Raw genomic sequence first — 12364 nt, 5'->3', positions numbered from 1 at the left:
CTGTTTACAGAAAGTAGGTTCCCACTATGAATGTCGGCTCAATGATTAAGCTCACTATTTCTATGGCTATTTTCGGTTCCATTGGTTTTTTTACTACTCAGACAGGCTTACCTGCTGTGGAACTCGTGTTTATCCGCTGCATTTGCGCAACTATCTTTTTAGGAGCGCTCTGGCTAATAACTGGTGGACATAAAACAGAAGTTTGGGAAAGAAAAGAAGTATTAAAGACTTTATTATGCGGTATATTTATCGTCCTGAACTGGGTGTTTTTATTTAAGGCATTTGAAGTAATGTCTATATCGATTGCGATTTCCATCTATAATCTAGCACCTATATTTGTATTGATGTTAGGTTCTGTCTTTTTGGCGGAGAAAATGGGAATACGTTCAATTTGTGCGACAGTCATCTGTTTTTTTGGAAGCATCCTTATAGTTGGCATCGATAGTTTTACAAGTATTGCACAATTTATGAATTCCGGTTTTGTATGGGCATTGCTATCAGCGATATGCTATGCATTAACAATGTTTACGAGTAAAACGATTCAGGGCATGTCGTCCTATGCGTTAACTTTCATCCAAACCATTGTAGGGATCGTCATACTGTTTCCATTAAGTGATTTTACTGCATTTAATAATTTAACGAATACGAACTGGCTATATATACTCGGAACAGGATTTATTCATACTGGATTTGTCTACTACTTGTTTTTTGACAGTATACGAGATTTACCGACAGTTATTGTATCTGTACTTGTTTTTGTAGATCCTGTCGTAGCTATTTTACTCGATGCCATCTTCCTGTCATTCCGACCCAGCTTCTTGCAAGTAGCCGGTATTATACTTATTTTCGGCAGTATTTTTTATACCGTTCTTTATCCCCCGCAACATGCCGAAACTGTGAAGTCAAATAGTTCCTAAGAACAAAAGCGCTAAAGAGCCCGTTCAACTTCGAGTGGGCAAAACGCAACAACCTTATGGCATGCCCACAATGACTCACATCGTGTGAGCCTCAAGACGTTGGAGGGCCCGACGCAAAAGTAAAAGCGCCACCATTTTTGCACGGAGCGACCTAATGGTGCGAGGAGGTGGCACTTTAGCCTAGCCGTGGACAACATTTTATTTCAAAGTTATCCATAATGCCAAAATCTATAATTTCCTTAACAAAAATAAAACTCTAACTAGTAAGGTGAAGCATCACTCATACTAATTAGAGTTTTTTGTTATCTGAATTGAGCCAATTGTTTTGGAACCAATATTTTATCTGCAAACCAAATATCCTGAAGCTTCGATTTATCGCCGATAAAAATAACGACAATTTCAATCATTTTCAATTGTTTATACTGTGTAACAGCTTCCTTCCATTCTTCTTCCTGCGGGAAATTTTCAAACAATAGTTCATTGCATAACAAATAAACTTTTCCACCACTGCTATGTGATAGTCCAAGTTTCAGCAACGTAAAGGCATAATTAATTACACTTTTAAAATCAACTGGTTGCAGTTTATTATCATAAGTATTATTAAATCCAACATAATCATTAAAATCTATCTTTCCGTTAAGTGCAATCATTTCTTGGTCGATGCTTTGTGCAAAAGGCACATAAACAAAATTATGTTCATTTTTTTGCGAGAATTCAGCTACTGCCAATGCCAGTGCTGTTTGTAAGTTTATACTTTTTCTCATTGAAATATCTTTTTGAACGCAAAACACATATGTACTTTTAGAATCCAGACCAATCTTCAGAAATTGCTCTGACTGAAATTTCGATTTCCAGAATAACACTTCTGAAAAATGTTTCGATTCCAGGAAATCCATCATTTTTTTTAAATTCTCATTACTAATAATATCCCAAACTTTTTCACCAAATAATTGCTCTACCGCATGGGTTTCTTCTAATATTTCTTCAATGATTTGATCATATACTGTATTAAACTTATATAAATTTACATACCAGTTGCTTTGAACTTTTAACAGTATTTCCTGCTGTAATAATAGTTCCCCAGTTATAGCAAGATCGATGTCCGATGAGTATTCTTTTTTTATAGTTTCTAGCTTCAGCGTTTTACCAAGGGCTGTAATATAGTTTTTTTCAATTTTTTTTATTATATAGAGAGATATGAGAAACTTCTTGACTGAAGAGTTGGTTAAATATTCAAATTGCATTTTTTCCAAATTTCTAGAAGCAAAAAACTCCAGGATAAAAATTCGCCAATCCTTTAACCTCACGTTATCTTCAACGATATTTAGCTCATATTTTTGCCCTGTTTCGAAAAGCGACCATAAGTCATGGAAATATAAATAAAAATCACTGCTTTTTAAAAAAATACGATCTTCAAAGTAAGTGGAATACAATAATTTTAGTAATGCTTCCTTTCGCTCATTCTCCAAACCGCTCGAATTTTCCAATAATAACTCCATATTGCTTGAATCACCTTTCAATTTTTATAATATTAAATATATACTAATTTATAAAAAATTTCCATTTAATCTATAAAAAAACATTGGAACAAATTAAATAATACTGACTAAAATCCTATTTGTATTAACAATGGTTAAAACGTAAAAAAGCGCCGCAAAATTGCGACGCTCATCGGCTTCTTTCAAACCTTTCCCACTAACATTTCACTTACGACTCTCTGTCATTTGCTTCCATACAGATCCTTTTGCCTCTTCCCCGCCTTCAATACGGGCTAAAGCCATTTTCGCCTGTAGCTTCACTTCAAATTCTTTATCCTCACTTGCTATTTTTAATGCGTCAATCGCCTGCTCTGTGCCGGCCTCATACAAATACATGGCTGCTCGCCAGCGTACTAGTTTATTTTTATCGCCGAGTGCTGCAATCATCGCCTGTTCAAATTCAGGTAATCCTAAATCACTCATACAGTCACCTGCTGTACGGCGAACAGCTGCACTTTTATCATTTAAAGCCTTCGTTAAAGCAGGTACTACCGCTGCATCTTCAATCATCCCTAAATAAACTGTCGCAAGTCGGCGAACAGACATCTGTTCATCTTCTAGTGCTTTTTCCAATAACGGAATATCCTTCACTTCCGGATCTGGTAGTTGATCAAGTAGTTGGAAGCGTTGCTGCCAATCTTCCACTTGCTCATATTGTTCTAAAGTCACTTCTTTTCTCTCTTGTGCGGCTGTTACCACTTGTTCATTGGCTGAATGGACAATTGTTTCAACACGATCTTGCGGATAAAGTGCATCTACTTCTTTTAACACTTCCTGTGCCACTTGTTCCTTATCTCCGTATCGAACACCAAAGTCCACCCATTTACGTTCGAAAATATAGTTTTCATCTGCTACGCTAAACTGAAGACGTTTAAATGCTGTTGTAAAACGGTCTCCTGCACTAATTCGTACTTCACCTTCGCCGTCAAATGCTTTAATTTGCAGCGGAATCGCTTTATACATTTGTACATGGACATTTACTTCACCATAATGCTCATTGAGCTCAAACTCTGTGCTTTCAGTTGCCTCTCCACCAATAGCACGGCGAATATCGGCTAAAATATTTTCCCATGCATATTTGGCATTGCGTTCAATCGCCAAAAAGTTCGATACATGATAGATACCTTTTACGCCTTCCACGGCAAAAATGCTCTGTAACTCAGGTGAAGCTTCCACAATATTATCTTTCGTGTAATTAAAGCTTTTGCCAAATGGCAGATCCTGATCAATTATTACTTTCATTGAATTTGGGCTTGGTGTCGGTTCAATTGATAAAATTTTCATTTTTATGCTCCTATCCATTTACTATTTCGTCTAAATAGCTCCAACGCTCAATCAACTGTTCGTACTCTAAATTATTTTGTTCCAAATCTGCTGTCAATTTCTGAAGTATTGTAAAATCAGAACCCGCCGTCGAAATCTCTTCTTCTAAAAGCATTATCTTTTCTTCCATTTTTGCGATGGATTCTGTTATAGTTTCCCACTCTTTTTGTTCTTTAAATGACAACTTTTTCTTTTCATTTTTTTGCTTTTCTACTTTTGGCTTTTCCTGCTTTAATTCCTTTGCTTCCTGCTGGAGCTCCGATTCTCGTTTCGCTAAGTAATCAGTATACACATCCAGACTTTCTGATACACCGCCCTTGCCATCTAAAATCCAAAGTTTTTTGGCAATACGGTCTAAAAAGAATCGGTCGTGACTAATTGTAATGACGACACCCGGGAAATTTTCGATAAAGTCTTCCAGCACGCCCAATGTTTCGATATCTAAATCATTTGTTGGTTCATCCAATAGCAATACATTCGGCTGCTCCATCAATAGGCGCAATAAATGCAGGCGTTTTCGCTCCCCACCCGATAATTTGCTTATCGGTGTCCCGTGGGAATTAAGCGGAAATAGGAAGCGCTCCAGCATTTGGGAAGCAGAATATCGTACACCTTCAGAATCCGTAATGTCATTGGAAGCTTCACGAATATAATCAATCATTCGCGCATTTTCATTCATCGGCGGCAATGTTTGCTTAAAGTGAAGAAGCTTCACTGTGGAGCCGACAATTACTTCTCCTGCATCAGGCTCAATTTCGCCTGCAAGCATATTTAATAGTGTAGATTTACCGTAGCCATTTGCTCCGATTATCCCTATTCTATCTCCTGACTGCAATAGGAATTGGAAGTCCTTAATAATAGTGCGATCTCCGTATGCTTTGGAAATGCCGTCAGATTCCAGCACTTTTTTTCCTAAACGCGTTGTTGCTAGTCCTAACTCTAAGTCAGTTTGGTCATTTGAACGGTCAATCGAATCGTCCAACGTTTCAAAACGCTGAATACGAGCTTTCTGTTTTGTCGTACGTGCTTTTGCGCCACGTCGAATCCATTTTAGTTCGGCACGATATCGATTTCTCATTTTTGCCTGTGATGCCGCGTTCATCTCTTCACGAATTGCCCGCGCTTCAAGGAAATCTCCATATGAACCAGTATGGCGATATAATGTTTTATCTGCCAGCTCGTATATATGGGTAGCCGTTTCATCGAGGAAATAACGATCATGGGTAATGAATATAACAGCCCCTTTTAACCGTGACACCATCTCCTGCAGCCATTCTGTAGATGCCACATCCAGATGGTTTGTTGGCTCATCCAATAGATAAAGGTCTGCTGGCTCAATTAATACTTTCGCCAATGCAACACGCTTTTGCTGACCACCAGAAAGCTCCGTTACATTTTTATCAAACATATCAATACCAAGCTTTGTTAACGCTTGTTTTGCCAATGCATTTACGTCCCATGCATTATCAGTATCCATTTGTAGCTGAAGACGGAATAGCTCGTTTTGCAATTTTTCTGATTGCGGATTTTGTGATAATGCCGCAACAGCTTCTTCATACGCACGGTTTAATTGTAAAATTGGAGAATCTCCATCAAATACCGCCTGCAATACTGTTATATCAGTTGAAAACTGGGGATCTTGCTCCAAATAGGCTATGCGGTATTTATTCGGATGGTCAAAGTCCACTGTATCCGCATCCTGCTTTTTAGCCAGAATGGATAATAATGTAGACTTTCCTGTTCCATTAATGCCAATTAAGCCTGCACGTTCCCCTTCATATATTGTGAATTCAATATTTTGAAATAGCGTTTTATCGCCTACTGTTTTAGTTAAATTTGATACGATTAAATGACTCATAAAATCCCGTCTCTTTCTTTTTTTAGCTGATCTAAAAATTGTACCATATAGTTGTGGCGCTCTTCAGCCATTTCGCACCCTTTTGCTGTTACCATTAAATCCTTTAATAATAATAGTTTCTCATAAAAATGGGTCACACTTGCCGTTGATTGACTACGATACTGGTCTTCAGTCATTTGAAAACGCACTTCTTCTGAATCATCATACAACTTGCGCCCTTTTGCACCACCATATGCAAAAGTACGTGCAATTCCTACGGCACCTATAGCATCCAGGCGATCTGCATCCCGTACAATTTTCGATTCAATTGTTGTCGCCGGTAACTCATTGCCCCCATTAAAAGATACTTCTGCAATAACTGTTTGAATATGCTTTCTTTCTTCTGCTGTTAATTTCAGTTCATTTAAAATCCGCTCTTCGTTTGACTTGTCAGTTGTATATTTTGAATCACTTACATCATGTAGCAGTACAGATAAGCAAACTATTTTTTCATTTGCTGAAGGTTCAGTTTTTAAAATTGCCAATGCGTTATTATAGACACGCTCAATATGCTGGAAATCATGACTTGCATCCATTGATTCATATATTCCTTTTACAAGCTTTTCACATTGCTGTAACTGTTCTCTCATATATCATTCACCATTTCCAAATTAGATTCTTTTACCTTTTCATTTTAACATGTAACACAATTCGTACATAAGTTATTAGCATGCCATTCTATAAGTTCCGCCTAAAAACTCTTTTCTCAATATAGGACTTAATGAAACTTTTTGTCAAAAATGTGAACATATCTATTGAATTATACAAATATTAAACATATAATAGCATTACAGAAACACAAAACAGAAAAAAGGGGTGTGTTATTTATGCAACGAATAATGCAAGCGGTTACACCAAATATGAATGAAAACCAACGAAAAGGCCTAATCGTCATTTCTCCAATACTAATCGGGTCAGTAGCCTATGGTGCAAGCGCAACTTTTATGATTGTGACTAACCTGTTCCAAATTATGTTTTAAAGGACTAAAGCCAGTGATTAATAATAATTTTCTAAACAAAAGAAACGCATTCGCATAATATATACGAATACGTTTCTTTTTTAGGTTTTTTAATTAGAAAAGACCTACAGCACTGCCATCTTCCGCAACATCCATATTTAATGCTGCTGGCTGTTTAGGTAATCCCGGCATTGTCATAATATCTCCAGTTAGGCAAACTAAGAAGCCTGCACCAAGTTTTGGTATTATTTCACGAATTGTCACAACAAAATCAGTCGGGCGACCAAGTAAGCCTGGTTGATCAGATAATGAATATTGTGTTTTAGCCATACAAATCGGTAAGTTATCCCAACCGTTTTTCTCAATAGCAGCCAATTGTCTTTTTGCGACTTCTGTTAATTGTACTCCTAATCCGCCATATACTTGCTGTACAATCTTAATTAATTTTTGCTCAACCGTTTCCTGAAGCTCATATAAAGGCTTGTAAGTGTGTGGCTGATCGATTACTTCCAACACATGTTGAGCAAGCTCAATTCCACCTTTTCCGCCTTCTTCCCACACATTCGTACGAGCGATGCGAACATCATTAGCTTCTGCCCATTGTAATACTGCTTGCAGTTCTTTTTCCGTATCCGTAATAAATCGGTTTAACGCAACGACTGGCCCAAGACCGAAATTACGTATATTCGAAACATGTTGCGCTAAATTTGCAATACCATTCTGTAAAGCTGATACATTCTCTTCCACTAAATTGGCTTTTGCTACACCACCATGCATTTTTAGGGCACGAATTGTCGCAACAATTACAACAGCACTCGGTTCAAAGCCTGCTTCACGTGCTTTAATATTTAAAAACTTTTCTGCACCAAGATCTGATCCAAAACCAGCTTCTGTTACGACGATATCCGCAAGTTTACGGGCTGTCTGTGTTGCAATAATTGAATTACACCCATGGGCAATATTTGCGAACGGTCCGCCATGTATTAAAGCTGGAGTACCTTCAATTGTTTGTACTAAGTTTGGGTCCAATGCTTCCTTTAAAATTAAAGTTAAAGCACCTTCTACTTTTAAATCTCCTACTGTTACAGGCTCACGGTCATATGTATAACCAATGACGATACGTGCCAGGCGCTGCTTTAAATCCTGAATACTAGTTGCTAAACAGAAAATCGCCATAATTTCCGATGCTACCGTAATATCAAAACCATCTTCACGAGGTACCCCTTGTAATGGTCCACCTAATCCGACTGTAACGTGACGTAATGCACGATCATTCAAATCAACAACACGCTTCCAAATAATCCGGCGAGGATCAATATGAAGTTCATTACCTTGGTGGATATGATTATCAATTAATGCTGATAACGCATTATTTGCAGTAGTAATTGCGTGGAAATCACCATTAAAATGAAGGTTAATTTGCTCCATCGGTAAAACTTGTGCATAGCCTCCACCTGTTGCGCCACCTTTAACACCCATTACCGGTCCTAAAGACGGTTCACGTAATGCAACCATTACACGCTGATCCAATTGTTGAAGGGCATCTGCTAAACCTACTGTTACTGTAGACTTTCCTTCTCCAGCTGGTGTAGGGCTAATCGCTGTAACAAGCACCACTTTTGCATTTGCTGTACCACTAATTTTACTCGTATCAATTTTTGCTTTGAAGCGACCATATTGTTCCACTGCATCTAAAGGTATTTTTGCATTTTCAGCTATTTCAACGATTGGCTTCATCGTTGCCTCATTTGCTATTTCGATGTCTGATTTCGGTATTTTCGTTGTTGTTGACATATCTCGCCCTGCTTTCATTTATATAGTCTTTCTTATTATAGTCTGTTTTATCAGAATCGATAAATAAATTTAAACGCATAAATCGACAAATTATTGACATTACTTGTTGATTTAGTATATAGTTTATTCGTAATATTCTGTACTCTTAATGTTTCATCAATTGAATTTTGACAGTATCGGAGGAGAAAGCGGATGCACCAAGGCACTGTAAAATGGTTTGATAATGAAAAAGGTTACGGATTTATAGAAAGTAATAATGGTGAAGATGTTTTTGTACACTTTACTGGCATAAAAGAAGAAGGATTTCGTTCACTTGATGAGGGACAAGTCGTTGAATTTGATGTAATTGATGGCATTCGAGGTCTTCAAGCATCGAATGTTATAAAAAAATAGGAAAAGCTGTAAACGAATCGGTAAAATATCGTTTACAGCTTCTTTTTTATTTTACTGCTTTGCAAATTTCGTATCGTGCACCATCAATTGAAAGGGTTTTGTCCTCGGTGCCCCCGGAAAGTACAGCCTTTTTTATGCCATAACCATTTTCTATCATATAATTCCAGGCGATTCCTTCACCGACCTGCTTTATGAAAATGAGTTTTACCTCTCCTAACAAAACAATCCTGTATTCAGCATTTTGTTCCAGATCTTCCTTCTTCAAAATTTCAGCTTCGCAAAGTTTAGCAATTTGCTCTACATCATCAAAATTCGGGACGGCAAAATGGATGGCATCCAGCTTTAAATTCCCTAACGGATGCTGTGCTACTATACCACGTTCTGTTAGTTCCTCACGTCGAACCGAATCCGCCTCATCCCATTGAATGAAAAATGGCAGCTCAATTTTTGCATTCGGATGGCCAATATACAACAATTGCCAGCCTACTATCGAACCGTCGTCACGCGTTCTAGTAAAATGTTCCGGACCAAAAACTTCCAATCCTGCTTGTTTAAATTTTTCGGAATCTTCTTCAATCGTTTGTGTGCGGATCGCAAATCGTGTCAACCCATCTTTACGTCGATTTTGTTCATAACTGGCATGTAATGTATATTTCTGTTTTGCCGCTTCCTTGAACTTCTCTTCATTTTCTATGCCGATTAATTCAATATAGGACATATCAAAATAACTTAACGTATTATATGTACCCCATGCTTCATGGCTTCCACCGGGCACGACATGGATTCCATCCTGCTGAAGTTTTTGCATCGTTTTTTCTGGCTGTTTTACAAAGTGAACTAGGTGATCGAATTGATACATTATTAAGCCTCTTTTCAATTTAAAATAGATAGAATATTCTAATTATAATATCATCCTTAAATTTTAAATAGATAAAAAATCATCTATGAAAATAAATTGACTAGGGCTATTGCTGCTGCTTGTTTACCATCTATCTTTACGACCTTACCTGAACGGTGAATAATATAATGCGGCTCCATCGCACCATATAGTGATTTTGAGCTATTCGCGACCATATAATCCGCTTTTGCCGTTTCCATTCGCAATGTTGCTCGTTCCATTAAAAATTGCTCATCATCGGTTGCTTCCAGTTTAAAACCTATTAGCGTTGTATCCGGTGACCAGTTTTTTATTTGCGATAATATTTTTGGTGCCTTTTTAAAATGAATGATTGGCGGTTCATCAGACGGCATCTTCCCTTTTTCAGTAAGCTCGTTTCCACTTTGATCAAACACTTTATCTATAAGCCAATCGGATCCAGCTACCGCCATAATGACATAATCAATTTGCTCTGATTGCAATAATTGTTTCAGCTTTTCCCCTAAGTCTTCAATTCCTTCAAATTTTATAAGCTTCATATCATCTTTATGCTCTGGAAGCTGTGTAAAGACACCATGCATATACGTAATGTCCGCACCTTTTTCAAAGGCGGCTTCTGCTAAATAGCAGCCCATCGTACCTTTTGATAAGTTCGTATGGCCTCGCACATTATCCCACTTTTCAAATGTACCGCCACTTGTTATTAATACCTTTTTTCCTGTTAACATAGCTATTCCCCTTTTGTTTCTGCATTTGCTAGCCAATTTTTTAGTACTTCCACGAATTTTTTTGAGGCCGGTGAAAGTTTTTGCTTTGTCGATAAACCGATTGTCCGAAAACTTTCCTGAGCGAGCGGTAATGCCTTAACATTATCCGGTAACATTGATATCGCCATTTCAGGTAAAATACTGATACCAACATTATGCTCCACCATGGATGCTATCGCCTTCTCGTCGTAAAGTTCAAAGCGTATATTCGGCTGCACACCGTATTTCTCAAATGTTGTCATTACATCATTTGTTCCTTTATAGGAAGGCATAATAATAGGTGTGTCTCCTATTTCCAATAAATCTATCTCTGTTCTATCATATAGTGGACTATGTGACGACACAATACATAATAGAGGATCCCGTTTTAAAGGCATAAAATCAAACTGTTTGGAGCTGGTGCGATTCAAAAAACCACAGTCCACTTCTCCTTTTAGTAACCACTGTTCAATTTCATAGTAATCCCCTTCACGAAGTTCGATGCGAATTCCTGGATAATGAGAATCCATAATATGAATAATATTAGGCATCCAGTGGGTCGAAATTGTTGATATTAAACCTATACGAACGGTACCTTTACTTACCCCTAAAATATTGGAGGCCGCTTGTTGCAAATGCTCCTGAGCCAACAGAACTTTTCGCATTTCATACAGCATTTGCATTCCATCCTCCGTTAAGGTAACACCAGTCCGATTTCGATGAATTAAATTAAACCCAAATTCCTTTTCCAGGCTGGATATGGCATGGCTTACAGCAGATTGTGTTAACCCTAGACTAGTTGCCGCTTTAGTAAAACTGTGCACTTCTGCTACTTTATTTAAAATTTCATATTTAACGAGACTCATTCTATTTCACTCCAAACACATGATTCCATCATGAATTTTTTTCATAATTAACATTATAAACATTCGTTTTACTAATAACAATATCATGTTTTATACTGTTTTATAACAGTGATATATTGATACTTTGGAAATGTGGTGACGACGGTGAGTTTACAAGGAAAAGCAAATATTTTGATGGTAATAGTTACAATGTTCTGGGGCATATCCTACACCTTTATGGTTATGGGATTGGAAGTTTTAGAGGCGTATAATGTTGTAGCATTACGATGTTTAATTGCATTTATTATCGCGGGGCTTATCTTTTTACCTAAAATGTTACGCGTAAATATAAAAACGATTCTGTACGCATCCGTCCAAGGATTTTTGATATTTTCAGTTTTTGCTTTATCATTATTTGGGTTAAAAACAACTTCTGCAGGAAATGCGGGCTTTATATTAAGCCTAACTGTCGTATTAGTACCGATTATTACAAGCTTTATGGAAAAACGCCTTCCATCACGGGCAGTCAGTTTTGCCGTTGTAGCAACAATGATCGGTATTACCATTTTAACATTTGATGATTCTCTCGCTTTTAAAACTGGCGATATATTAGTTGCTATTGCAGCCATATGCTATTCCATTTACATAATCTTAAATAGTAGATTTACAAAAAATGTAGAATCAATCTCTTATGGCGTATATCAATTAGGTGTCGCAGGCCTATTTGGAGCACTCTTTACTATATTGTATGAATCTCCTAAACTTCCTTCAACTTCATCCGGATGGGTAGCTATTTTAGGTTTAGGTATTATATGTACGGCATTTTGCTTTATCGCCCAAGCTGTTGTACAACAATATACTTCTCCGACACATACTGGATTGATTTTTTCGCTTGAGCCAATTTTTGCTGCAATATTCGCAATAATTTTCCTCGGCGAAGGGTTAACTTCTCAGCTCGTAATTGGAGGGGCCTTTATCTTAATTGGGAATACTGTTGCTCAACTTGAACAATTTATATTCATGAAAAAGTTACCTGCAGCACCACATTCCGAAACAATGATATAATATGAAGAGA

At 37.4% G+C, this 12364-nt stretch carries 12 protein-coding genes; 4 read left to right on the top strand and 8 right to left on the bottom strand.

Features of this window, described 5'->3' with window-relative positions; translation table 11 throughout:
- The first annotated feature begins 26 nt into the window (after window positions 1–26).
- The gene (locus H9632_RS04825) at window positions 27–917 is read left to right on the top strand and encodes a DMT family transporter (protein WP_191702985.1); all 891 of its coding nucleotides are present in this window, start codon (window positions 27–29) and stop codon (window positions 915–917) included.
- Between the two features lie 302 nt (window positions 918–1219).
- Here the strand turns inward: H9632_RS04825 and H9632_RS04820 are convergent, their stop codons facing one another.
- The 4 genes from H9632_RS04820 to H9632_RS04805 form a co-directional block, all read right to left on the bottom strand.
- A complete protein-coding gene (locus H9632_RS04820) occupies window positions 1220–2416 on the bottom strand; it encodes an aldehyde dehydrogenase (RefSeq protein ID WP_191702984.1) in 1197 nt (398 codons plus the stop codon).
- A 204-nt stretch (window positions 2417–2620) separates the two neighbouring features.
- The gene (locus H9632_RS04815) at window positions 2621–3739 is read right to left on the bottom strand and encodes a virulence factor (protein WP_191702983.1); all 1119 of its coding nucleotides are present in this window, start codon (window positions 3737–3739) and stop codon (window positions 2621–2623) included.
- Window positions 3740–3749: 10 nt separating this feature from the next.
- Window positions 3750–5636 carry an ABC-F family ATP-binding cassette domain-containing protein gene (locus tag H9632_RS04810; RefSeq protein WP_191702982.1) on the bottom strand — a complete coding sequence of 629 codons (1887 nt, stop codon included), beginning with the start codon at window positions 5634–5636 and terminating at the stop codon, window positions 3750–3752.
- A complete protein-coding gene (locus tag H9632_RS04805; protein WP_191702981.1) occupies window positions 5633–6265 on the bottom strand; it encodes an HD domain-containing protein in 633 nt (210 codons plus the stop codon). Before H9632_RS04805 ends, H9632_RS04810 begins: the two co-directional genes overlap by 4 nt.
- A gap of 237 nt (window positions 6266–6502) precedes the next feature.
- Between H9632_RS04805 and H9632_RS04800 the strand changes: the two genes are divergently transcribed.
- The gene (locus H9632_RS04800) at window positions 6503–6655 is read left to right on the top strand and encodes a hypothetical protein (RefSeq protein ID WP_191702980.1); all 153 of its coding nucleotides are present in this window, start codon (window positions 6503–6505) and stop codon (window positions 6653–6655) included.
- A gap of 93 nt (window positions 6656–6748) precedes the next feature.
- Here the strand turns inward: H9632_RS04800 and H9632_RS04795 are convergent, their stop codons facing one another.
- Window positions 6749–8428 (bottom strand): formate--tetrahydrofolate ligase, encoded by a 1680-nt coding sequence (locus H9632_RS04795; RefSeq protein ID WP_191702979.1) that lies wholly within the window; start codon window positions 8426–8428, stop codon window positions 6749–6751.
- 192 nt (window positions 8429–8620) lie between these two features.
- Between H9632_RS04795 and H9632_RS04790 the strand changes: the two genes are divergently transcribed.
- Window positions 8621–8821 carry a cold-shock protein gene (locus tag H9632_RS04790; protein WP_191702978.1) on the top strand — a complete coding sequence of 67 codons (201 nt, stop codon included), beginning with the start codon at window positions 8621–8623 and terminating at the stop codon, window positions 8819–8821.
- 46 nt (window positions 8822–8867) lie between these two features.
- Here the strand turns inward: H9632_RS04790 and H9632_RS04785 are convergent, their stop codons facing one another.
- The 3 genes from H9632_RS04785 to H9632_RS04775 form a co-directional block, all read right to left on the bottom strand.
- Window positions 8868–9680, bottom strand: a complete 813-nt coding sequence (locus H9632_RS04785; RefSeq protein WP_191702977.1) for a VOC family protein — start codon at window positions 9678–9680, stop codon at window positions 8868–8870.
- A gap of 83 nt (window positions 9681–9763) precedes the next feature.
- Complete coding sequence (locus tag H9632_RS04780) at window positions 9764–10426, bottom strand: phosphopantothenoylcysteine decarboxylase domain-containing protein (protein ID WP_191702976.1); 663 nt, start codon at window positions 10424–10426, stop codon at window positions 9764–9766.
- A gap of 2 nt (window positions 10427–10428) precedes the next feature.
- A complete protein-coding gene (locus H9632_RS04775; RefSeq protein ID WP_191702975.1) occupies window positions 10429–11310 on the bottom strand; it encodes a LysR family transcriptional regulator in 882 nt (293 codons plus the stop codon).
- A 144-nt stretch (window positions 11311–11454) separates the two neighbouring features.
- On the opposite strand from H9632_RS04775, the gene H9632_RS04770 reads away from it, so the two are divergent.
- Window positions 11455–12354, top strand: a complete 900-nt coding sequence (locus H9632_RS04770; protein ID WP_191702974.1) for a DMT family transporter — start codon at window positions 11455–11457, stop codon at window positions 12352–12354.
- Window positions 12355–12364 lie beyond the last annotated feature (10 nt).

The organism is Solibacillus merdavium, from assembly GCF_014836935.1.
GTDB classification, from domain to species: domain Bacteria; phylum Bacillota; class Bacilli; order Bacillales_A; family Planococcaceae; genus Solibacillus; species Solibacillus ferritrahens.
The sequence above is the reverse complement of the archived record's forward strand: the minus strand, read 5'-3'. Positions and strand labels throughout refer to the sequence as shown.

Bases quoted from the DNA above. Each gene is read 5' to 3' on its own strand.
- H9632_RS04775 (WP_191702975.1), bottom strand. From the start codon at position 11,310: ATGAGTCTCGTTAAATATGAAATTTTAAATAAAGTAGCAGAAGTGCAC.
- H9632_RS04795 (WP_191702979.1), bottom strand. From the start codon at position 8,428: ATGTCAACAACAACGAAAATACCGAAATCAGACATCGAAATAGCAAAT.
- H9632_RS04780 (WP_191702976.1), bottom strand. From the start codon at position 10,426: ATGTTAACAGGAAAAAAGGTATTAATAACAAGTGGCGGTACATTTGAA.
- H9632_RS04800 (WP_191702980.1), top strand. From the start codon at position 6,503: ATGCAACGAATAATGCAAGCGGTTACACCAAATATGAATGAAAACCAA.
- H9632_RS04815 (WP_191702983.1), bottom strand. From the start codon at position 3,739: ATGAAAATTTTATCAATTGAACCGACACCAAGCCCAAATTCAATGAAA.
- H9632_RS04790 (WP_191702978.1), top strand. From the start codon at position 8,621: ATGCACCAAGGCACTGTAAAATGGTTTGATAATGAAAAAGGTTACGGA.
- H9632_RS04810 (WP_191702982.1), bottom strand. From the start codon at position 5,636: ATGAGTCATTTAATCGTATCAAATTTAACTAAAACAGTAGGCGATAAA.
- H9632_RS04805 (WP_191702981.1), bottom strand. From the start codon at position 6,265: ATGAGAGAACAGTTACAGCAATGTGAAAAGCTTGTAAAAGGAATATAT.
- H9632_RS04825 (WP_191702985.1), top strand. From the start codon at position 27: ATGAATGTCGGCTCAATGATTAAGCTCACTATTTCTATGGCTATTTTC.
- H9632_RS04820 (WP_191702984.1), bottom strand. From the start codon at position 2,416: ATGGAGTTATTATTGGAAAATTCGAGCGGTTTGGAGAATGAGCGAAAG.
- H9632_RS04785 (WP_191702977.1), bottom strand. From the start codon at position 9,680: ATGTATCAATTCGATCACCTAGTTCACTTTGTAAAACAGCCAGAAAAA.